Genomic DNA, 22,626 nt, shown 5'->3' on the forward strand with positions numbered 1-22,626 from the left:
CCTCGCTTCACCCGCCGATGCATTCACACCCAAGCCCCTTTCGCGCGACGCAGATGGACGCGGCGGCGCGGGTGAGCGGAGACGGCCGACAACATCGATGTTGATCGACCAACTGTTTCAGCTCGTCTGATTCCTCATCTCCTGGACCCCAGACACAAGCGCCACGCCGATCTTCGATCCGGCGACGAGTCCGTCTTCGGTCGCTGCCCATGCCAAATCGTGACGCACCGTCATCATCACCGACACAGCCTGGCGAGGTAAGCCCTCGATGGATCCTCTGGAGCCTCGACCATCACGACGAGTCGCGTCAGCAAGCCGAGTTAGATGGTTGACAATCTAGTTAGTGACGTGGGACGATCTGCGCAACCCTGACGGAGCGCTGCGGTTTGCGTCGCAGTCAGACCTCTATCCACCAGCCGCGCATCGCAGCGCGGCACAGCGAGAGCGAGCGACATCTTGACCGCAAGGCTTTGCATTGAAAGGTCGGTCCTCAGCGCGGTCGCCCTCGGCACGATCGCGGTGCTGGCGGCGGGTTGCAGCACAGAGCCCCTCACGGGCGGCACCGACGTCGGTAATGGTGACGTTTCTGCTTCTATTCAGGAATGCATCGACACCACGAGCGCTTACCTCGACGAACGCGGACTTGTGCCCAACGCTCTTCCGGACGGACTGACTCCGCTTGCTGAGAAGCCGACGGAGGGACTCGTGTTCACTGACGTGTTTCAGGGCAATCCCATCGGGCTCACCTACGCGGAGGCGCTCAAGGAGGCCGCCAACGAGGTCGGCTGGGAGGGTCGCAGCGTCACGTTCAACGGATCGGTCGAAGACCTCAACATCAAGGCCATGGAGGCCATCGAGACCTCCGACATCGTATTCGTCGATGGCTTCCCCGCCGCGGCACTGACCGGACCCATCGCGGCGGCTAAGGAAAAGGGTGTGCTGCTCATGCTCGGCTCGATCACCGACGAGCCGGAGTCTGTCCCAGGATTCGGCAGCGTGCCGCAGGGCGGAACGTGGTTCGAACAGATCGGCGAACTGGCCGCGTATATGTTCATGGACTCCACCGGCTGCGAGGGCAGCGTCGCGTACTTCGGCATCCCCTATCCCGCATCGCGCGCCGCAGCTGAGCGCATGGGAGAAGTCATCGCTGAGGTCTGCAACGACTGCGCCTTCAGCACGACCGAGCTCCCCGTCGCCGACCTGGGCTCGCCCGCTGCTACCAACGCAGTGGTATCCAAGGTGCAGGCCGACCCCTCGGTGGACTTCACGTATTTCTTCCTCGGGGGGATGGCGACCGGCGTGCCGGCGGCACTGAAGACCGCTGGCCTCGACGCGCAGGTTGCCGGATCAATTCCCACGTCGTCGGACCTCGCGACGACGAAAGCCGGCGAGAACACGTTCTGGGTCGGTACCGCTGCGGATATCACGGCCTGGCTTACCGTCGACCTCGCCGCCCGGACGCTCGAGTCGGGTGAGCCGATGATCGGAGACCAAGCGCCGCTGGCGGTCTATACCCAGGACAACCTCGACGAGGTCGAGCCGGTCCCCGCCTATCCCGTTGACTACCGTGAGCAGTTCAAGGCCCTTTGGGGCCTCGACGAATAGCAGACGCGGCCGCAGATGCGGGAAGACCTCCTCGGATCACCGAGGAGGTCTTCTCGTCAAGGGGCGGCTACTTGTCTGGGAAGACAGCCACAAGGCGACCGATAACCTCTCCGCGCGCAACCCGCTCGATCCCCTCGCCGATCTCGTCGAACCCGATTTCCGTCGTTACCGGCGCGACCTTGCCCTCTCCAATCAGCTCCAGTGTTTCGTGAAGCTGCTCGAGGGTCGACGTGACGCTCGATTTCAGCGTGAGGCCGCGCAACGCGAAGTCGGAAGTGTTGATCGTTGCTTGATCGCGCCCGAGGCCGACCAGCACGACAGTTCCGCCAGCCCTGACTGACCTCAACGCTTTCGCGGTCGTGGAACCATAACCGGCAAAGTCGACAATGACATCAAGCTCGAACGGCGCGAGGTCATCGACATCCTCGACCACCGCTTTTGCGCCGAGCTCGAACGCCCTGACCCGTGCCGCCTCCTTCGGTTCGGCGCCGTACACCTCCGCACCCAGCGCCAGTCCGGTCTGCAACCCGATAAGCCCGAGGCCACCGAGTCCAACGATGCCGAGTCTTGTAGCCGACGTGACACCGGCGACATTCTTTACGCTGTGCACGGCAGTGCGGCCAGCGTCCGTGGCCGCAGCAGCCGCCGTCGCGCTGACCCCAGCAGGAACCAGCACGGCCTGATCGGTGCGGAAGACCGCCCTGGGCGCGTATCCTCCGTCGCGGCCGATTCCCGCGCTGTCGGACCGCATCACGATCGCGACCATGTCACCGACCTCGAATTCGTCGACGCCTTCACCTAGTTGAGTGACGCGACCGGCAACTTCATGTCCGAGTGTTCGGGGAAGTTGGCCGAGCCATGACGAGGGTATCCCGCCACTCAAGAAGCCCACGTCCGAGTGACAGAGTCCTACCGCGAGAACATTGATCGCGATCTCGCCATGCCCGGGTTCAGGATCGGGGACGTCGTTGAGAGTAAGAGGTTGTCCGTCTCCGACGAACTGCCATGCTTTCACTTGCCAAACCTCCATTGATCCAGACGTATGGTTGGCGACACATGCTGGACGGATCTCCTCGCCTGGGCTGGAGTGCAGGTGCACGCGCCTCAAGGATCGATTATGTCTGAGATTGCTGGTCAGCTGTCAAGAAAGGCGACGTCTCGCCGATCGTTCTACTGCGCCGGACCGTTGTCAACGCGACTATGCTCTGCTCTGGACTTCCCGCGGCTGTCGTGATGTGCGTTAGCCTTCCGGGCGCCTCGTTTCACATGGCCGCCGGTCACTGGCGTCTAGTCAGACGTCCGCGCGGTGATTTGCCAGCTCTGCGCGCGCCGCAGCGATCGCCTCTGCAGTGGCCGCGTAGTGGTTGTCGACCCCAGGAAACGCACCGCTGCGCACCTCGCTCGCGTACACCGCGACCCCAGCTGCCATGTCCCCACCGATCGACGCGTAAGTCTTGACGAACTTGGCAGTTGTGCCCTCGGTTATGCCGAGCAGATCATGCATGACGAGCACCTGGCCGTCCGCGGCCCCAGCGCCGATGCCGATCACGGGTATCCGAAGCGCGGGCAACACGGCTCCCACCACGGCGGCCGGCACGGCCTCAATAACCAGCACACTTGCCCCTGCGTCCTGCACCGCGAGCGCCTCTCGAACCAGCCGCGCGGCAGACTCCGCTGTGCGCCCTTGTGCCCGTAGTCCACCTAGTGCGACAGCGGTCTGGGGCGTCAGCCCCACGTGCCCGACCACGGGAATTCCGGCGTCGACGATGGCACGAATCCGGGCGAGGCGCGGCGGACTCCCCCCTTCCAGCTTCACCGCGTCGACGCCGGCCTCCTTGACGAAGCGGACTGCGGTTGCGATAGCTTGCTCATCGGAGAGCTCCGTCGACCCGAACGGCAGGTCGCTCACAAGAAAGGCGTGACGGGTTCCGCGTCGTACGGCCGCGGAGAGGACAAGCAACTCCTCCACTGTGATCTGCACAGTCGATGAGTGACCGAGCACGACCTGCGCGCCAGAGTCGCCTACCAACACCATGTCGACCGCAGCGCGCTCGGCCACCCTCGCGGTGGCATAGTCGTACGCGGTGACCATGACGATCGGTTCACGCCGGGTCTTCATCTCAACCAGTCGACGAAGCGAGACAGCCGGACTAGTAGCGGCGTCCATCACACCGGGGCTTCCTCTCTACGGTCGGCGGCGGCCTGGTGCGCGGCATCCGGGACGTAGCCCTCGATGTGGCGCTCGTCGGGGCCGTTGTACTCCGACAGCGGGCGGATGAGGGCGTTCGAAGCGAGCTGCTCCATGATGTGCGCCGTCCAACCGGTGACACGGGCCGCGACAAACAGCGGCGTGAAGGTGAGCGTGTCGAAGCCCATAAGGTTGTATGCCGGGCCCGAGGGGTAGTCCAGGTTCGGGTAGATGCCCTTCCGCTCGACGAACTGCGATTCGAGGGTGTCGTAGAGCGCGGCCACGTCGGGCCGGTCGTAGTGCTCGACGAGGGTGTCGAGCGCGGCCTTCATCGTGGGCACGCGCGAGTCGCCGCGCTTGTAGACGCGGTGGCCGAAGCCCATGATCTTGCGCTTTTCGGCGAGGGCCTGGTCGAGCCAGGGGCGGACGTTCTCGGCGGTGCCGATCTCGTCGAAGATGTGCAGCACCGCCTCGTTGGCGCCGCCGTGCAGCGGGCCCTTGAGCGCGCCGATGGCGCCGACGACCGCCGAGTAGAGGTCGCTTAGCGTGGACGCGATCACGCGTCCGGTGAACGTCGAGGCGTTGAAGGAGTGCTCGGCGTAGAGGATCATCGAGCGCTTGAAGGCGTCGATGACGACCGGGTCGGCCTCTTCGCCGAACGTCATCCACAGGAAGTTCGCCGCGTAGTCGAGGTCGTCGCGCGGAGCGACGGGGTGCAAGCCGCGGCGGCGGCGCTGGCCGTAGGCGACGATGGCGGGCAACGCACCGAACAACCGAACACTATGCGCCAGATTCTGCTGGGGTGTGCCGCTTGGATTCAGCTTCGCGTTCTCGCCTGCGGCCTCGGCGGCGCCGAGAAGACTCACCGCCGTGCGCACCTCGTCCATCGGGTGCGCATACTGCGGGATGAGGTCGATTGCTGATTTGATGTCCGGGTCGAGCGTTCGGTGGTGGCGCTCCGTGAGGCGCAATTCTTCTAGTTCGGCCTCGGTGGGGAGCTCGCCGTGCCACAGCAGGTAGGCGACGGCCTCGAACGACTGGGTCGCCGCGAGCTCTTGCACCGGGTAGCCGCGGTACAGCAGCGAGTTCGTCTCGGGGTTCACCTTCGAGACCGCCGTGTAGTCCACGACGACGCCGGCGAGGCCCTTCTTGATGTCGGGTTCGGTCATGACAGCTCCTTCGGGTCAGTGACTCAGCGGGCGATCTGGAAGTTGAAGACGTCCTGGTCGAAGTGGTTGTACTGCTCGTAGTCGATGAGGTCGTAGAGGTCGGCGCGGTGCTGCATCTCGCCGAGGCGTGAGGTGAGGTGCCCGTCCTCGATGAGCGTATCGAGAGCGCGGGATGCCGCGCCCATCGCGATCCGCAGCAGTGAGACCGGCCAGATCACGATGTTCACGCCGACGCTCCGGAGCTGGTCGACGCTGAACAGCTCGGACTTGCCGAACTCGGTCATGTTGGCGAGGATCGGCACGTCCACGGCGTCGCGGATCGCGGCGAACTCCTCGAGCGTGCGCATCGCCTCGGGGAAGATCGCGTCGGCCCCCGCGTCCACGAGCGCCTTCGCGCGATCGGTGGCGGCATCCATCCCCTCCACGGCGCGGATGTCGGTGCGCGCCATGATCAGGAAGTTCGGGTCGCGGCGGGCATCGGCCGCGGCGCGGATGCGCTTGATCGCGGTGTCCTCGTCGACGACGGCCTTGCCGTCCAGGTGCCCGCAGCGCTTCGGGTTGACCTGGTCCTCGATGTGCGTGCCGGCCAGGCCCGCGTCCTCGAGCGTCTGGATCGTGCGGGCGACGTTCATCGGCTCGCCGAATCCGGTGTCGGCGTCGATGATCGCCGGCAGGTCGGTCATGCGCGCGATCTGCTGACCGCGTGCCGCGACCTCGGTGAGGGTCGTGAGGCCGATGTCGGGCAGGCCCAGGTCGGCGGAGAGCACCGCGCCGGAGATGTAGACGCCCTCGAATCCCTTGCGCTCGATCAGCCGCGCCGACAGCGGATTGAACGCGCCCGGGAAGCGCAGCAGCTCGCCGGAGGCCAGCCGCTCACGGAACAGCCGCCGCTTCTCGTGCGCCGGCACGGTGGAATACAGCATCAGAACAGCCCCTTCGGGGCGGGGGCGCCGGCCAGCACGCCGAAGTCCGCGACGATGCTGAGCTGCTGCACCTCTTCGGCGGTCAGTTCGGGGAGGCGCTCGGCGAGGCCGAGGAACCGCTCGATCTCATCCGCACGGAGAACGGGCTCGGCGAGGAGGCGGAACTTGCGCACGTAGTCCTCGCGCGCGAACGGCCGGGCGCCGAGCGGGTGCGCGTCGGCGACGGCGATCTCGTCGACGATAGTCTCGCCGTTCGTGAGGCGGATCTCGACGCGGCCGCCGAACGCCTTCTCGTTCGGGTCCTCCGAGTGGTACCGGCGGGTCCACTCCTCGTCCTCGGCCGTGGTGATCTTGTGCCACAGCGCCACGGTGTCTTCGCGCCCCGCCCGCGACGGGAGGTACGAGTCGACGTGATGCCAGCCGCCGTCCTGCAGCGCGACGGCGAAGATGTACGGGATCGAGTGGTCGAGCGTCTCACGGGATGCTGCGGGGTCGTACTTCTGCGGATCGTTCGCGCCCGACCCGATCACGTAGTGCGTGTGGTGCGAGGTGTGCAGCACGATCGCCTCCACGTTCGCCGGGTCCAGCAGCTCGGGGTGCTCGTCGTGGAGCTTGCGGGCCAGGTCGATCCACGCCTGCGCCTGATACTCGGCCGAGTGCTCCTTGGTGTACGAGTCGAGGATGCCCCGCTTGGACTCGCCCTCACCCGGCAGCGGCACCTCGTACGAAGCATCCGGTCCGTCCAGCAGCCACGCGACGACGCCGTCCTCGCCCTCGTAGATCGGGCTCGGCGACGTCTCGCCACGCATCGCCCGGTCGACGGCCTCGACCGCCATCTTGCCCGCGAACGCCGGGGCGTACGCCTTCCACGTCGAGATCTCGCCCTTGCGCGACTGCCGCGTCGCGGTCGTGGTGTGAAGCGCCTGCCCGACCGCCTGGTAGATCGTCTCGACGGGAAGGCCCAGCAGGGTGCCGATGCCCGCAGCGGCCGACGGGCCCAGGTGCGCGACGTGGTCGATCTTGTGCTTGTGCAGGCTGATGGCCCGAACCAGGTCGATCTGGATCTCGTACCCGGTCGCCAGGCCTCGCACCAGCGCCGCGCCGTCCGCCCCGACGTGCTGGGCGACCGCGAGGATCGGCGGGATGTTGTCGCCCGGGTGCGAGTACTCCGCCGCCAGGAACGTATCGTGGTAGTCGAGCTCGCGCACCGCGACCCCGTTCGCCCACGCCCCCCACTCCGGGCTGGTCCTGCGGTCGAGGGCGCAGCCGAACACGGTCGAGCCCGACCCCCCGACCGACACGGCATGGTCCAGCGCCTGCTGGCGAGCCGCGCTCACCGGCGCACGGGTGAGGGACGCCGCGGCCACGGCGGCGTTATCGATGACGCGGTTGATGATCATGTCGACCACGTCCTGGTCGACCGCCACCGGATCGGCCGCGACCTCCGCGATGTGCCACGCGAGCTGCCCCTCACGGGCGAGATTCTCCGCGCTCTGGTGAACACGAAGGTGGTGGATGACGGTCATGACCGGCCTTCTTCAGGGATTGAGGCCGCTCGTATCGGCAACCCGGCGGAAGGCTCGGAGTTGGCCGAACCGAACGGGGGCTATGGCTCTGGCTATGTGGAGCGTATACACAGGACGCGATTGCCGTGGAGTTTTGTTGCAGGGATCGCAACAATGTATACATCCGCGCCGTTGCCTGGCGGGGATCTTCGATCAGGCTGCGAGCCATGACTCGCCGACGCACCGGCTTCAAGCTCCGTGCAGGTATGCGAAGTCGACAGGACACGCGCGCACGATCGGATGGGTGAAGCCCGCTTCGCTGGACGCGTTTCGCACATGACGTCGACCCGCTTGGATCACAGTTGGAACGCGCCCAAGATGGGATAGATTGTTATTCGACAAGTTTTCATCGGCGCGAGGGTCCCCAATGCGTTCCACGTCCTACTGCTCCTTCGAAGCACGCCCGCCGCGCCCGCCCCGCTGCCCGGACGGCCTATCAGGCGCGCAATGTCGACGTCGGCGCTCTGCTTCTCAATCTTGAGGACGCTTGCCCCTCGGCACTCATTAGTCACCGTGCCGCGTGGCCTTCGGATGACTTCGTCAGTCCGCGAAGCTGAATCGAGCGGAGCATTCTGGCTAGGTACGGGTTGCATGCATCCTCAGCAGGGCGGGCGAGCCGGCGGTGCGACAGACGCGGGGAGACGAAGTCAGTGACGAATTTTCACGATCAGTGCCACTGATGGGGGCGTCGAGCGGGCGCGCGTCCGCCATGCGAAAACCCTCGCGCATTCGGATCCCGCCTGCGACGACCACGGGACGTAGCGTGTCTGGAAAGGCGCCGGACGTGACCATGCAAAGGCGCGCCGCCTGATGGTTGGTTCCCGCCGGCAGCGACGGCCGACGATCCTTCTGCTCGCTGCGATTACTGCGACGACGTGCGTTGCAATGCTGCAGTCATTCATGGCACCCCTGTTGCCCTCGCTGCAAGAGGAGTTCGATTTGCCAGCCCAGTCGATCAGTTGGCTGATGACCGGCTACCTGCTAAGTGCATGCGTGACTGCGCCGGTCCTCGGAAGGCTCGGCGACATTTATGGGCACGTGTTGCTCCTTCGAATCACGATCATCACCATGTCGGCCGGCATGCTCCTTCAAGCCACATCCTTCAATTTCACGTCACTTCTTGCCGGTCGGTTCGTGCAGGGCGTTGGCGGCGCGATCGTCCCACTCTGTTATGTGATACTTCGGCGGCGGTTGCCGCCGAACCGCGTGCCGTTCGCGCTCGGCATCGTGTCGTCGATGGTTGCGGTCGGAAGCGGCTCCGGATTGGCCCTCGTCGGGTTGATCGCGGGTGCCAGCGGCTTTCGCGCCACATTTTGGTTGGCTAGTGCGATTGGTCTCGTCTCGTCGGTAGTCGTCTTCATCGGCATTCCCCTAGGACCTGCCACCCTCGCAGAGCATCGGATGGACGTGTTCGGCGCCCTGCTACTAGCGGCCTGGCTGAGCGGGCTTCTGATCCTCGTATCGCAGGGGGTGTCGGGCGCCTGGCTGATGGCGCCGCTCATCGCGACGGCCGCGGCGGGGGCCCTTGCGTTTGCAGGCTGGATGTGGTGGGAGCAACGAACCCCGGATCCAGTGATCGATATTGGGGTCATGCGCTCTCGACCGGTCGTGTGGTCAAACCTCCTGGCACTCTTCTTCGGTGCGATGCTCTTCACGACTCAAATCCTTTACCCGCCCTTTCTTCAGACGTCGCCGAGCACGGGCTACGGATTCGGACTCGACCTTGCCCAGACCGGCCTCGCCCTCCTCCCCCAGACCGCCGCGTTCGGAGTAGGTGGACTAGTCGCCGGATCCCTGGAGCGTTGGATCGGCAGCCGCACATCGCTGATCATCGGCTCTTTGCTCTGCGTATCTGGTTTTGTGCTGCTTTCCCTTCGACACGACCAACTCTGGGAGTTCGCCTCTTGGATTGCTCTCATCGGGCTCGGGATCGGGTTGACTTATGCACAGCTTGCGAACGTTGTAACCAGATCCGTCCCAGCCGACAAGGCAGGAGCTTCCACCGGAATGAACACCAATATCCGCAACATCGGTGGCGCTGTGGGAACCTCGCTCGGCGGTGCGATTCTCGCTGGCTCGGCTGCTGGCGGCATCGCCGTCGGGAGCTATGTCTGGAGCTTTCTCGGCCTAGCAGTGGTGAGCATCCTCGCCATGTTCTGTGCGTGCGCGCTTCCGAGGGACAGTGTCGGCCCGATATAGCGTCCGCAATGATCGGTGGTTGCAACCTTCCTAGATTCTGGATGTCGTGTTGGCATCGTCTCGTCGTGTGAAGACGGCTCACGGGCGGCGTCAGCTCTCGGATCAGCGTCGCCGGTTCGCGGAGCTTCGAGAGCGGGTGGAGTGTCCGCCCGGCCGCCGAGGTCGGTGTCTCGCGCAGCGCCGGCAACAACTGGACCGATGGATACAAGATGTATCGGAACGGCGTGCTGACGGGGTTCGTCCCTCCGCTGGAACCCTTGGTGGTTCGAGAGATCAGCGCTAGCGGCTGCGGCTGCTCCATCTGCCGCGTCGCGACGGCGACTCTCTCCACGAACCGCTGAAGGCGCGGCTCGGCGACCTCTCCAGGGGCCTGTTGAAGTCGATCACGTGCCCGAGCACCTCGCAGCCGTCGAGAATGAGATCAATCGACGGCCGAGAGTCACCCGCAACGACCGCGCACCCATCGACCTCTTCCCGCCTCTGCTAGCCTCGCCGAACCATCAAGTGTTGCGACGTTAATCGGAAATCGCCATCGGCAAGATGACGTCAGGAGGGGTGTCCTTCAATGTAGCCGGGCCGCCGACGGCGACACGAGGATTCGCAGGCAGCGGCCGCGCCTTGGAGCCATCAGCTCGGTTGCAGATGTCCTGGCCAGCGCCAACAGATTGCAAGCAAGGACGCCTGTATCGCTCGCACATCAGGGCCAGACTCCACACGAAATCCTCGGCCACGGAGTTCACGACCAGGGACTCGCGCTGGTCGGGAGCGCCGATCAGATCGCAGTCATGCTGCAGGAGTGGATGGATGCTGGTGCCGCTGACGGCTTCTCCCTGAACGTCGACGGTCTCAGCGACGGACTCGAGGCGTCGGTCGACCAGGTTGTTCCGATCCTTCGCCTCCGAATCCTTCATCCCAAGGACTATCACGCAGCTACCCTGCGAGGCGGCTTCGGCTTGCCGGATTAGCTCGGCCGGACCCGCGCCTGAGCCGCGATCAGCAGAACTCGACCTGAGTGCCCGAACTGGATCGAAGCGGCGATTGCTTCCCCGTTTGCACCGGTGTGCGGGCTAAATCCGACCCGATTACTGTATACATATGGTTGGTTGCGAGTGCCAATGGCAAAGGATATTGCTTCTCTATGTACACATACTCAGCGATTACTGAGAACGAGGACGAGGTCGGCCAACGCCCTCGGGCGGGCGGTAGAGATGGTGGACCGGATGCGTAATACAGCCGAGATTTCGGACGTCTTCTTCGTCGATGGCGTGCGCACCCCGTTCGGGCGCGCCGGCGAAAAGGGCATGTACTGGAACACCCGAGCGGACGACCTCGCCGTCAAGGCGACGATCGGGCTCATGGAGCGCAACCCGAGCGTTCCCAAGGACCGCGTGGACGACGTCGCCATCGCGGCGACGAGCCAGACCGGCGACCAGGGGCTCACCCTCGGTCGCAGTGTCGCGATCCTGGCGGGACTCCCCCAGACCGTTCCCGGCTTCGCGATCGACCGCATGTGCGCCGGCGCGATGACGAGCGTCACCACGATGGCCGCCTCCATCGGCGTCGGCATGTACGACCTGGCGCTCGCGGGCGGCGTCGAGCACATGGGGCACCACCCGATCGGCGGCAACGCCGACCCCAACCCGCGCTTCGTGGCGGAGAAGATGCTCGACCGCGGCGCGCTCAACATGGGCGTCACCGCCGAGCGCATCTTCGACCGGTTCCCGCACCTGACCAAGGAGCGCTCCGACCGCTACGGCATGCTGAGCCAGCACAAGGTGCAGGCGGCGTACGACGCCGGCAAGATCCAGCCCGACCTGGTGCCGGTCGCGATCAAGGACGCCGAAGGCTCCTGGGGGCTCGCCGCGGAGGACGAGGGCCGTCGCCCGCAGACCACGATGGACGCCCTCGCGGCTCTTAAGACGCCTTTCCGCCCGCACGGGCGCGTGACCGCCGGCACGTCGTCGCCGCTCACCGACGGAGCGACGATGTCGCTGCTCGCCGGCGGCGCCGCGGTCAAGGAGCTCGGCCTGACGCCGAAGATGAAGCTCGTCTCGTTCGCCTTCGCCGGTGTGCAGCCCGAGATCATGGGCATCGGCCCGATCCCGTCGACCGAGAAGGCGCTCAAGAAGGCCGGGCTGACGATCGACGACATCGGCCTGTTCGAGCTCAACGAGGCGTTCGCCATCCAGGTGATCTCGCTCCTCGACCACTTCGGCATCGCCGACGACGACCCGCGCGTGAACCCGTGGGGCGGCGCGATCGCCTTCGGCCACCCGCTCGCCGCCTCGGGCGTGCGTCTGATGATCCAGCTCGCCGCCCACTTCGCCGAGCGCCCCGACGTCCGCTACGGCCTCACTGCCATGTGCGTCGGACTCGGGCAGGGTGGCTCGGTCATCTGGGAGAACCCTCACTTCGACGGCAAGCGGAAGAAGTAGGGGCCTGCTGGAATGACGAACTACGAACAGATCGACTTCTCCCCCATCCAGGCCCTGACGGAGAGCGAGGTCATCACCCACTCGCGCGTCCGCGACATCCGCCTCCCATCCGGCAGCGCGCTCGCGCTCATCACGCTGGACAACGGCCGGGATCACACCCGCCCGAACACGCTGGGCCCCGCGACCCTGGCGCAGCTCGGCGAGACGCTCGACGCGCTCAAGGCGCGGGCGGCGGCCGGCGAGATCCAGGCGGTCGGCATCACCGGCAAGCAGTACGTCCTCGCCGCCGGCGCCGACCTGTCACAGCTGAGCATGCTCGACAGCCGGAGCACCTCCCTGCTCGTGGCGCAGCTGGGGCACAAAGTCCTCGGCAGGCTTTCGGAATTGGGCGTGCCGTCGTTCGCGTTCGTGAACGGCCTCGCGCTCGGGGGCGGCCTCGAGGTCGCGCTGAACAGCACGTACCGGACCGTGGATGCCTCGGCCGCCGCGATCGCGCTGCCGGAGGTGTTCCTGGGCATCATCCCCGGCTGGGGCGGCGCCTATCTCCTGCCGAACCTCATCGGCATCGAGAACGCGCTCGAGGTCGTGATCTCGAACCCGCTCAAGCAGAACCGCATGCTGAAGCCGCAGCAGGCCTACGACTACGGGATCGTCGACGCGATCTTCCCGGCCGCGAATTACCTCGAGGACTCTCTCGCCTGGGCCGACGGCATCCTCGCCGATGACGCTTGCGTGCAGAGCCGACGGAGATCATTGCGCGGCAACAACGCCGGTTGGACTGCGGCAATTGAGGCTACTCGCGAGTTCCTAAACGCGCGTGTCGGAGAGGCGACCAAGTCGCCGTACGCGGCGCTCGACCTCCTCGACAAGGCGAAGAGCGGCACGAAGGCGGAGGGATTCGCTCGTGAGGACGAGGCTCTCGCCGAGCTCGTCACGGGCGACCAGTTCGCGGCATCCATGTATGCGTTCGATCTGGTGCAGAAGCGCGCCAAGCGTCCGGTCGGGGCCCCCGACAAGGCGCTCGCGAAGAAGGTGACGAAGGTCGGCATCATCGGCGCCGGTCTGATGGCCAGCCAGTTCGCGCTGCTGTTCGTACGCAAGCTGCAGGTGCCGGTGCTGATCACCGACCTCGACCAGGCGCGCGTCGACAAGGGCGTGGCGCACATCCACGACGAGATCGGCAAGCTCGAGGCCAAGGGTCGCCTGGACGGCGACTCGGCGAACAGGCTGCGGGCGCTCGTGACCGGCACGACCGACAAGAGCCTGTACGCGGACTGCGACTTCGTCATCGAGGCCGTGTTCGAGGAGGTCGGCGTCAAGCAGCAGGTGTTCGGCGAGATCGAGCGGATCATCGCGGAGGACGCGATCCTCGCCACGAACACCTCGTCGTTGTCGGTCGAGGAGATCGGTGCGAAGCTTGCGCACCCGGAGCGTCTGGTGGGCTTCCACTTCTTCAACCCGGTGGCGGTGATGCCGCTCATCGAGATCGTGAAGACACCCCAGACGTCCGATGCGGCGCTTTCGACGGCGTTCGTCGTCGCGAAGAGCCTCGGCAAGAACGCGGTGCTCACCGCAGATGCGCCCGGGTTCGTCGTGAACCGGCTGCTGGCGAAGGTCATGGGCGAGGCGGCGCGCGCCGTGTACGAGGGCACTCCGGTCGCGGAGGTCGAGAAGGCGTTCGCGCCGCTCGGACTGCCGATGGGGCCTTTCCAGCTCATCGACCTGGTGGGCTGGAAGGTCGCCGCGCACGTGCAGGACACGATGGTGCGCGCGTTCCCCGACCGCTTCTACGCGAACGAGAACTTCCATGCGCTCGCGGAGCTGCCGGAGGTCGTCGAGAAGGACCGCGGCGGCCGGGTCACCGGCTGGACCAAGGCCGCCGAGAAGGTGCTCAAGCCCGCCGTGGGCTCGACCCCCGCCTCGGCCGCGACGATTCTGCAACGCGTGCAGGACGGACTGGCGCACGAGATCAAGATCATGCTCGACGAGGGCGTCGTTCCCGAAGTGCAGGACATCGACCTGTGCCTCATTCTCGGCGCCGGCTGGCCCTTCATCGACGGCGGCGCTTCGCCCTACCTCGACCGCGAGGGAGCATCTGAGCGGGTCTTCGGCGACACCTTCCACCACCCGGTGATCAGGGGCGTCGGCGGCCACATAGCGGAAGTCGCCATGTACGCGTGAGTTGACGTTGACGGCTGCCGAACGGACGCTCTGACGCTGAGACGCAGTGAGGCCTATTCAGTGAGGACGGAGACCCCGGCTTCGACGAGGAGCGCCTCGAGGAGTTCTGGGAGTCCGGCACCGATCTGCGCGGCGGCGTCGCAATTCCGTCCCAGCGACTGGATGAGCTGCAGCCGATGGGCGGATTCGATGCCGGCCTGAATGCCAGCGAGCTCGGCTGGGACAACTTTGGCGCCGGGTTCCTCGCCAACATGCGCGAAGGGTCTTCCTTCACGCTCACCGAGCCACCGATCACCGTGGAGGGTGCGAAGGATCTCTACCTGAAGCCCTCGATGCTGCATGCGATCGCCGCCAACACTGATCACCCCGAAGCTGCCGCGACCCTCTCGAACTTCCTGGTGGACTCCCCGCAGTCCGGTGAGATCTTCGGCACCAATCGGGGTCTACCGGCGTCCGAGACTGCCCTAAAAGGGGCCACTCTCGGCGAGCTGGACGAGGTGATCCGGGAGTACGAAGAATCGATCTCGCAACGCCTCGGAGATGCCCCTCCGGCGCCAATCTCGGGGTTCGGGTCGCTCGAGGAGAAGTTCCGCGGACTGGGCCTCGAGCTCGGATAGGGACCGTGACGGTCGAGGAAGCGGTGGCCGAATTCTTCGGTGAGATGGAAGTGGTCCTGCAGCAATAGCTTCGTCCATGCACCCCACCTCAGCGATAGTCCTGCAGTCCTTGAACACGGTCGAACCCGCCGAGCACCACTGGCTGCGCTGAAGATGTCGGCTACAGCTGGTGGCGCGACGACGGCACAGGGGGCTGCGTTGGTGGATGGGAACCGCGTGCGCTCGCTACGAGTTGAGCGATCCCACTTTGCATCTAATGGAGAACGGAGGGTCGCAATACGTGTTCCACTGTGGTTCATGCTCTTATCCGATGGGCGGGATTCAGCCGAGGTACAGATCATCGTCTCGCGAGCCCATCTGGAGCATCGGAGACCAAAGGCCCTTCAGAACTCGCCGATCGCGAGGCCGAGGCGGAGGTACAGGTCGGTGACGGCTTCGTTGTTTGTGCGGTAGGTGATCCACACGCCGCGACGGGGTTGTCCGGCTGATGCGGGTGGATCAGAGGTCACGAGGCCGGCCTCTTCAAGCTGGTCTAGCCGCGGTTTGATAGTGGTGGGTCGGAGTTCGAGGGCTGCGGCGATGGGCCCGACCGTGGAGTTCGGGTGTGCGCGGAGGTAGCGGAGGATGCCGGCGTTGATGAGGTTGCCCAGATGAGCGATGGGATCTTCGGCGTCTTCCGACCCGGCAGGCTGGGCTAGTCGCGGCATGCGTCCCAGTCTGGCGTACTGCCCTTCCGCGCGTCCAGCGCAAGAAACCTCCTTACATGTTTACTTCGCAACCTAACTGCTATACGGTTTGGGCATGCATTTCTGGCTTGCGACTCCGGCACCCCCATGGGAAGGAGCGGGATCACGCCTGTCCCCCGAAGGGACTACAGACAAAAGCCAGATGATGGCTCTAGATTATGCGCGCACGCGCCGCGTGGCGTGCGGTTCCTCCCCAACGAGATTCTCCACCCGAGTTATCCACAGATTCGGCGAAACATCGTGCGGTTACCGTTGTGGGGTGCTTAGGATGCCGCCACGGCGACCTTCGCGCGAGCCGTTGACTGCGTGCAGGGTTGCCGTCCCAAGCAATGACGAGGGATGGCGATGATGGCGACGCAGGGTTCGGGACGCCGCAGCATGCTAGGGGCGATTGTCGGCGGCGCGGTGCTAGTGGCAGCGATTGTCGCGATCGTTGTCAGCTCGCTGCTGGCACAGCAGCCGCCCTCCCAGACGGCTACCCCGGACGAGACGGAACCTGCCGGCGGCACGGCATCGGTGACGGCGACGCCGGAGGGCGCGGTGGTCGACCCGGATGCCGCGCAGCAGGGGTGGACGCCCGAGCCGATCACCACGGACCCAGAGGTGTACATCCGCGCCGCGCTGGAGACGGCTTCGACATTCGACACCCAGGCGAGCAGCCGCGAGGAGTGGCTCGCGTACCTCGACACCTGGTTCACCCCCGACACCCGCTACAACGATCCGGTAGATCAAGACGCCGCGCTGCGAGCCTCTCGAACTGAGATGCGCCAGGGCGTGGTGCTTCCTGCCGAGGAGTGGGAATCGCTGGCGCGTGAAGATGGTCGCGTCGTGGCGACCACGGGCGGCGCGGTCACCTTCGTGCCGGTGTCGCAGGATCCGTCCGGTGACATGTTGATCGGGACAGCGGATGTGACGTTGACATTCACTCGTTCCGATGGCAGCGGCGGGGAGACGTCGTACGAGGAGCAGGTGCGGGTGAGCGTGCAGGTGTTGTGCGGTCCCGGTTCGGTGCCGACGCCGGACACGGCTCAGCTGGCGGGCGATTGCAAGGTGGTCCGCTACTTCACGGAGCCGATGGAGCCCTGACATGGGTGCCCCGCTCGCCGCCGCCGCAGCCCTCGCGAACACGAGGACTGGACGGAAGGTAGCGATCGGGGCGATCACTATCCTCGCCCTCGCGGTGGCGGTTCTGGTGACCCCGCTGATCGCGATCCCGCTCGCCGTCGCCGGTAGCGTGGCCGGCTCGACGGCCTCGATGGTGCAGGGCGCCGCGCCGGCTGTCAGCGTCGAGTGGGGTTTCCCGCTGGCGGGCGGGTATTCGAAGGGCCGCGGGTTCGGCTACCACCCGGTGGTCGGCTGCAGCTACTGCTCAACGAATCATCAGGGTTACGACATGTCGCAGGGCTGCGGCGCGACGATCTTCGCCGCCGGTCCCGGCGAGGTGATCGCGGCGGGCAGCTATCAGGGCTATGGCAACACTGCGCGCATCGACCACGGCGATGGTCTGGTCACGCTTTACGGGCACATGCAATGGGGATCGCTGCAGGTCGCGGCTGGGCAGCACGTGACCGCGGGAACCGCGCTGGGGGCGGAGGGGAACACCGGAAAGTCGTTCGGGTGCCACCTGCATTTCGAAGTTCGAAAGTCCGGATCTTCGGTAGATCCGGAGCCGTTCATGGCCGCCCTCGGCCTGTCTCTGAAGTAGCACCAGCGAGCAAGGAGCATTCCCATGTCCCACCTCCCCGCCGATGTCGACGTCCCCGACATCCAGCCCGACTTCTCCGCCCCGTTCTTCCAGGGCTTCCAGGTCATCGCGTCCTACATCCTCGCGGGCGCGATGCTCGTGGTGCTGATCATGCTGATCATCGCCGGCGCCGCGCTCGCGTTCCGCGGACTCGCCAGTGACCGGGTGCGGACCTGGGCGGGCGAGAACATCCTGTGGATCTTCATCGCCGCCGCCGTCCTGGGCGCCGCATCCGGCTTGTTCGCCTGGTTCGTGAACTTCGACTTCGGATTCTGATGAACATCCGCCGCACCATCGTGACCGGCACCCTCCTCGGCGTCGCCCTCACATTCGGCGCGCTCTCCCCCGCCGCCGCTGCCGCTGCCGCTGCCGACAACACGGAAGTCACGACAGTCCGGCCCGTGCCGATGTCCGACGTCAGCGGCGAGCCGTGGTCCGCTCCCGCGTACCCGGTGGATTGCCAGAGCGCCAACGGCCAGGTCAGCTGTACACCCAGCGACCCCAACTCTGTCACCGCGCAGCAGTGCTTCGTCGGCGTAGTCACGTCAAGCGGAAACGCGACCGTCTGCACAACCTTCGAAGGTCACACCAAGGCGATTCAGAACGCGGGGGGACGGTCCCTCCTGGTCAAGTACGGCTGCAGTCTCGGCGACGCGGTGTGTGCGACGTTCGAGAACGCGGGCCGGGGGATGGCGTTGGGGGCAACCGGGATGATGTTCCTGGTGGCGGACAATATGCGGTTCGACACTTCGACGCTGTTGTGGGATGCCGCGGTGGGTGAGTGGTCGTTCTGGCAGTGGGCGATCCTGTTCATCACGTTCGGGGCGATGGTGTGGGCGATCGCCGCCGCCGTCATCTCCGGCGATCGCGGCGAACTGGTCGGCGCGATCGTGCGGACCTTCATCGCCATCCCCGCGGTCCCGATCACCCTGTGGGCGACCGGGCATCTATTGAACGCGATCGACGAGATGACCTGGTACATCATGAACCGCGCCGGCCCCGACGCGTTGTTCTCGACGTTGCAGTCGGTGATGTGGGCGGGCGGGCAAGCGAACTACTTCTTCGCGTTCCTCATCCACGGCCTCCTGCTGCTGGGGATGTTCCTGCTCATGCTGGTGTTCGCGTTCCGCAACATCGTGCTGGCCGCGCTGATCATGGTCGGCCCGGTGGCGTGGATGATGTTTCCGGTGCGTCGCATCGGCCCCGACTGGGTGGTCCGCTACGTCTCCGCGGTCGCGGTGCTGCTATTGACCGGGCCGCTCACAATCGGGTTCGTCACGTTGATCATCAACGGGCTGGCGGGGGTGAAGACGATCTGGGACCCGCAGTCCTGGCCGATGCTGGTCGGCCTGGTGCTGGTGGCGTTCGCACCGTTCGCGATCTTCGGGCTGTTCAGCTTCGTCGGCGCGGTTGCCGCCGACGGGGTCGGGTCCCGGCTCGGCTCCCACGGGGGCCGGATGGCGGGATCTGCCGCCACCTCGGCGGTGCGTATCCCGACCCGGATGGGCGGACACCCTTCCGGTGTGCGCCCCACGGGCACCGGCCCCGCCACCGCCAGCCACCCAGCGACCACTTCTCGAACCTCGAGCGTCGCATCCCGCGGGGCACCTGCTGCATCGCAGGCGCGCACCCCCGCTCCCCCAGTCGGGGGTCAGCCGCCATCGAGCCCGCGCACACCCGCACCCGCGTCCACCACGGCGCCGGCGTCGTCGTCGCCTGCTTCGCCGTCTGATCGGAGGCCGTCATGACTACTAGCACGGATCACGCCCGCCCGGTGCGGCTGGCCCGCCGGTCCCGGCAAGGGATCGTGATGGGTCTGGACCCGTGGCAGCTCACCTTCCTGACCGCCGCCGCCCTCACGGTGCTGATCGGGGTGAACCGGTTCGGACCGCCCGGACTGCTTTACACCGCCCCCGTCTATCTCGCGTTCGGGGTCACTGCGCTGACCAGCATCCACGGGGTGTCGACCCCGAAGATGGGCGGACTGTGGCTGACCAAGCAGCTCCGCCACGCCGCCGGCGCCACCACCGAGACCTTCCGGCCCGAACGGCCCTCCCTTGCGGGGACCCTGAATCTGCCGGGGACGCGGGCGTCGATCCAGCTGTGGCAGGTCGGGAACGTGGCCGCGGTGTACAACCCGGGGGACCGGTCGGTGTCGGTGGTCGCCGAGCTCGAGGTGCAGGGGTTCCTGATGCACGACCTGCCAGAACGGTTCGACCTGGCCGAGCAGTTCGACCGGGTCCTCGGCCCATTCACCCAACGCCCCGGCATCAAACGGGTCACCTTGCAGGAACGCACCTTGCCGACCACGATCCGAGCGGCCAGGGAGCATTACGACACGGTGCGGCGGATGCGGGACCTGAACCCGGAGTCGCCGGTGGCCCGCAACTACCGGGACGTGATGGACCAGTCCGAGCGGTTCGAGGTCGCGCACCGCAACTACATCACCTTCACCCTCGACTTGGTGACCCTGGCTCCGCAGCTGAAGTCCCTCGGCGGCGGCAAGGACGCCATCCTGCAACTCGCGACCATCGAGGCCGGCAACCTCGCGGACGCGCTCGCGGCGGCGAAGATCACGGTGCGGCGGTGGCTGTCGCCGCGGGATGTGGCGGCGCTGGCGCGGTTGGCGTTCGACCCGGAGTTCGCCGCGACGGTGCAGAACCGGCCGGAGGACCTCGCCGGGGTGGACCCGGTCGCGATCGGGCCGATGTTCCTGGACGAGCCCCGCGGCCGCAACGGGATCGTGGTCACCGACAGTGGCGTGCATTCCACGATGTGGATCCATGAATGGCCCCGCTCCGATGCGCCGGTCGGGTTCCTGGCCCCGGTGGTGTTCGCCCGCCACCCGAACACCGGGGAGGCGATCACCCACATCTTCTCCATCGTGCTCACCCCCGTCCCGGTCGCGAAAGCGCTCAAGCGAATCCGGGATGAGAAGAAGGTGTGGCGCGGCAACGAGAAACTCCGCGCCAAGCGGGGCGCGGACGGGTCGGCGGCGGATGCCGCGGACTGGCGTGCACTGGAACAGCAGGAGCAGGAACTCGCCAACGGGCACGGCGAATTCCGCTACGGCGCGTACCTCACGGTCACCGGGCCGGATGAGGAGCGGCTGGATCAGGCGATCGCCGGGATGCGAAACGCTCTCTCCCGGGCGGGGATGGAGGCACAGGTGCTGTACTGCCAGCAGGCCGAGGCATTGATGGTGAACGCGCTGCCGGTCGGGCTGGGGATGCGCTGATGGCCCGCCACGCCGTCCACTTCACCCCCGCCGACACCACCCGCCGGCAGCAGAAGGCGCTACGCCGCGAACTCGCCCGTGTCCAACAAGACGAGACCCCCGCGCGCACCTCGCGACGGGATCGCGGGCTACCGGAACCGGCCGTCCCCGGCCCCTTCGGCCCGGGGCTGCTCCGCGGCGGGTATTGGAACCTCGCGAAGCCGGTGATCCCGGCGCATCAGGCCACCAGTCAGCACATCGCCGGGATCTACCCATTCGTCGCCGACAGCGGCCTCGGCCACCGAGGCCCGATCCTCGGGGTGGATCTCAACGCGGACGCACTGTGGCACTTCTCGCCGTGGGAAGCGTACGTCGACAGCTCGGAGCGGGGCACGTTCTCCACCAACATCCTCGCCCTCGGCGCATACCGGTCCGGGAAGTCCGCGACCATCAAGACCCTCACCACCCGGTCCATCGCGTTCGGCCACCAGGTCGTCGTCCCCTCCGACCCCAAAGGCGAATGGGTGACCGTGGCGGAGGCGATCCCGGGCGGGAGAGTGATCCGACTCGGCGGTGGCACCGGCGCCCGCCTCAACCCCCTCGACCGGGGCCCGCGCCGCACCGACGCCACCGATGAGCAGCACGAGCAGATGGTCCGGCAGCGCCGCATCGGCACGCTGATTGCGATCATCGAGATGGCCCTCGGCGGCCGGCTCACCGCAGTCGAGCACGCCGCACTGATGGACGCCCTCGAGGCCGCCATCTTGCGCACCGACGACCGCCCCACCCTCCGTGTTGTGTACGAGGAGCTCGGCCGGCTCGCCGCGGACACCACCGCCGAGTTCAACGCCCACTCCGGGGCTGTGCAGCCGAGGTTCGTGCTGCGCCGGTTCGTGGAAGGCGACCTCTCCGGGTTGTTCGAAGACGAATCGACGGTGGAGTTCGACCAGGACGCCCCCATCGTCGTCACCGACACGTCCGAGCTGTTCGCCCGCGGGGACCTGGCGGCGCAGCTGACCCAGGTGTGTTCCACCGCCTGGATCCAAGCCGTCATCAGTGACCGGGCCGCCCGCCGTACCCGGTACGTGGTCCGCGAGGAGGGGTGGCGCGACATGACGTCGCTGGCGTCGCTGCAGATGTTCCAGCAGTGGCTGAAACTCAGCCGCCATTACGGGATCAGCAACATCGTGATCCTGCACAAGATGGGCGACCTGGACGCGGTGGGCGACGCCGACTCCATGGAACGCTCCCTGGCCTATTCGATCGTCGGGGACATCGAGAACAAGTTCATCTTCCGCGTCAACCACCAAGAACAGACCGCGCTCCGCCAACGACTGAATCTCCCGGCTCCGCATGTGGAGATGGCGCGGCAGTTGCGGCGTGGTGAGTTCCTCGCCTACGTAGGCCAGTACTCCTACCTGGTGGACTGCTTCGCCACCGCCACGGCGTGGGAGTACGAGCTGTTCAAGACCGACGACGCCGTCACCGGCGCCGACCACGACGATACCCACCTGGACGTCATCGACCCCGACACCATCGACGCCTACTGGCCGGAACTCACCACCCCCGAATCGGATACGGGTGTGGAGGGGTGGCTGTCGGGCACCACTGATTTGGAAACGGAGCGTTAGGTCATGAGCATCGCCGTCCACCCGCGTGCGCACGCGACCGTCACCGGCCCCACCGCGACCTTCACCACACCCGACGGGCACGCCGAACCTCTGTACGCGGCCCGCGGCGAGGACATCCGCCACGCCGTAATCCGCCGCGCCACCGACGAAGCCCGCCGCACCGGCACCCCGATCGAACTCGTCACGTTCGGCGACCGCGGCCAGCACCACCTCCTCATCGAGCCCAACGGTGCCCTGCACCCCCTCACCGACCCCGCCCCGACAGACGACCCCGACGACGTCGAGGACCTGCTTCCCGACGTGACGGTTGGAGAGGAGGTGAGGGATGACACTCCGCGGCGGGCAGTCGCGTCGACCGATGCGGCGCCGGCCGCGGAGTCCCCCGCCCGCCCCACCTTCCTCACCC

General features: G+C 66.4%; 18 protein-coding genes and 1 pseudogene. 12 read left to right on the top strand and 7 right to left on the bottom strand.

The genetic code is table 11. From position 1 onward, the window contains the following. Positions 1-456: 456 nt before the first annotated feature. Entirely contained in the window at positions 457-1,605 is a 1,149-nt protein-coding gene (locus RS82_RS11680; RefSeq protein WP_169748697.1) for a substrate-binding domain-containing protein, read from the top strand. 67 nt (positions 1,606-1,672) lie between these two features. Here the strand turns inward: RS82_RS11680 and RS82_RS11685 are convergent, their stop codons facing one another. The 5 genes from RS82_RS11685 to RS82_RS11705 all read right to left on the bottom strand — a co-directional run bounded on the left by RS82_RS11685 (position 1,673) and on the right by RS82_RS11705 (position 7,411). Next, a complete protein-coding gene (locus RS82_RS11685; protein WP_045299654.1) occupies positions 1,673-2,620 on the bottom strand; it encodes a zinc-binding dehydrogenase in 948 nt (315 codons plus the stop codon). A gap of 276 nt (positions 2,621-2,896) precedes the next feature. Further along, the gene (gene panB, locus RS82_RS11690) at positions 2,897-3,772 is read right to left on the bottom strand and encodes a 3-methyl-2-oxobutanoate hydroxymethyltransferase (RefSeq protein WP_045299656.1); all 876 of its coding nucleotides are present in this window, start codon (positions 3,770-3,772) and stop codon (positions 2,897-2,899) included. Continuing rightward, the gene (locus tag RS82_RS11695) at positions 3,772-4,962 is read right to left on the bottom strand and encodes a bifunctional 2-methylcitrate synthase/citrate synthase (RefSeq protein ID WP_045299562.1); all 1,191 of its coding nucleotides are present in this window, start codon (positions 4,960-4,962) and stop codon (positions 3,772-3,774) included. Before RS82_RS11695 ends, panB begins: the two co-directional genes overlap by 1 nt. 23 nt (positions 4,963-4,985) lie before the next feature. Continuing rightward, positions 4,986-5,885: a methylisocitrate lyase gene (gene prpB / locus RS82_RS11700; protein ID WP_045299565.1), complete on the bottom strand. Its 900-nt coding sequence runs from the start codon at positions 5,883-5,885 to the stop codon at positions 4,986-4,988. Further along, positions 5,885-7,411: an MmgE/PrpD family protein gene (locus tag RS82_RS11705; RefSeq protein WP_045299567.1), complete on the bottom strand. Its 1,527-nt coding sequence runs from the start codon at positions 7,409-7,411 to the stop codon at positions 5,885-5,887. The genes prpB and RS82_RS11705 overlap by 1 nt, the downstream gene beginning before the upstream one ends. A gap of 849 nt (positions 7,412-8,260) precedes the next feature. On the opposite strand from RS82_RS11705, the gene RS82_RS11710 reads away from it, so the two are divergent. After that, positions 8,261-9,649 (top strand): MFS transporter, encoded by a 1,389-nt coding sequence (locus tag RS82_RS11710; protein WP_084695607.1) that lies wholly within the window; start codon positions 8,261-8,263, stop codon positions 9,647-9,649. A 515-nt stretch (positions 9,650-10,164) separates the two neighbouring features. On the opposite strand, the gene RS82_RS11715 is transcribed toward RS82_RS11710, so the two are convergent. Further along, the gene (locus tag RS82_RS11715; protein WP_157005537.1) at positions 10,165-10,560 is read right to left on the bottom strand and encodes a hypothetical protein; all 396 of its coding nucleotides are present in this window, start codon (positions 10,558-10,560) and stop codon (positions 10,165-10,167) included. Between the two features lie 309 nt (positions 10,561-10,869). On the opposite strand from RS82_RS11715, the gene RS82_RS11720 reads away from it, so the two are divergent. The 3 genes from RS82_RS11720 to RS82_RS11730 all read left to right on the top strand — a co-directional run bounded on the left by RS82_RS11720 (position 10,870) and on the right by RS82_RS11730 (position 14,882). After that, positions 10,870-12,084, top strand: a complete 1,215-nt coding sequence (locus RS82_RS11720; RefSeq protein ID WP_045299657.1) for a thiolase family protein — start codon at positions 10,870-10,872, stop codon at positions 12,082-12,084. A gap of 12 nt (positions 12,085-12,096) precedes the next feature. After that, positions 12,097-14,265 (top strand): 3-hydroxyacyl-CoA dehydrogenase NAD-binding domain-containing protein, encoded by a 2,169-nt coding sequence (locus RS82_RS11725; protein WP_045299572.1) that lies wholly within the window; start codon positions 12,097-12,099, stop codon positions 14,263-14,265. Between the two features lie 176 nt (positions 14,266-14,441). Then, positions 14,442-14,882, top strand: a complete 441-nt coding sequence (locus tag RS82_RS11730) for a hypothetical protein (protein ID WP_052676805.1) — start codon at positions 14,442-14,444, stop codon at positions 14,880-14,882. A 383-nt stretch (positions 14,883-15,265) separates the two neighbouring features. Here RS82_RS11730 and RS82_RS21075 read toward each other — a convergent pair whose 3' ends face one another. Then, positions 15,266-15,589 (bottom strand): helix-turn-helix domain-containing protein, encoded by a 324-nt coding sequence (locus RS82_RS21075; protein ID WP_084695608.1) that lies wholly within the window; start codon positions 15,587-15,589, stop codon positions 15,266-15,268. A gap of 384 nt (positions 15,590-15,973) precedes the next feature. Here RS82_RS21075 and RS82_RS11735 point away from each other — a divergent pair, with 384 nt between their 5' ends. The 7 genes and pseudogenes from RS82_RS11735 to RS82_RS11765 form a co-directional block, all read left to right on the top strand. Further along, positions 15,974-16,714, top strand: a complete 741-nt coding sequence (locus RS82_RS11735) for a hypothetical protein (RefSeq protein WP_157005539.1) — start codon at positions 15,974-15,976, stop codon at positions 16,712-16,714. 1 nt (position 16,715) lies between these two features. After that, positions 16,716-17,333: a M23 family metallopeptidase gene (locus RS82_RS20730; protein WP_052676806.1), complete on the top strand. Its 618-nt coding sequence runs from the start codon at positions 16,716-16,718 to the stop codon at positions 17,331-17,333. 24 nt (positions 17,334-17,357) lie between these two features. After that, a complete protein-coding gene (locus RS82_RS11745; RefSeq protein ID WP_045299576.1) occupies positions 17,358-17,648 on the top strand; it encodes a hypothetical protein in 291 nt (96 codons plus the stop codon). Further along, positions 17,648-19,120: an LTA synthase family protein gene (locus tag RS82_RS11750; protein WP_045299578.1), complete on the top strand. Its 1,473-nt coding sequence runs from the start codon at positions 17,648-17,650 to the stop codon at positions 19,118-19,120. Before RS82_RS11745 ends, RS82_RS11750 begins: the two co-directional genes overlap by 1 nt. Positions 19,121-19,146: 26 nt before the next feature. After that, positions 19,147-20,610, top strand: coding sequence for an SCO6880 family protein (locus tag RS82_RS11755; RefSeq protein WP_157005541.1), 1,464 nt, complete (start codon positions 19,147-19,149; stop codon positions 20,608-20,610). Next, a complete protein-coding gene (locus tag RS82_RS11760) occupies positions 20,610-22,220 on the top strand; it encodes a hypothetical protein (protein WP_045299583.1) in 1,611 nt (536 codons plus the stop codon). Before RS82_RS11755 ends, RS82_RS11760 begins: the two co-directional genes overlap by 1 nt. A gap of 3 nt (positions 22,221-22,223) precedes the next feature. Continuing rightward, positions 22,224-22,626 (top strand): annotated as a pseudogene (locus RS82_RS11765) (hypothetical protein); the annotation flags it as partial.

The sequence above is a fragment of the Microbacterium trichothecenolyticum genome (assembly GCF_000956465.1).
GTDB lineage: Bacteria > Actinomycetota > Actinomycetes > Actinomycetales > Microbacteriaceae > Microbacterium > Microbacterium trichothecenolyticum.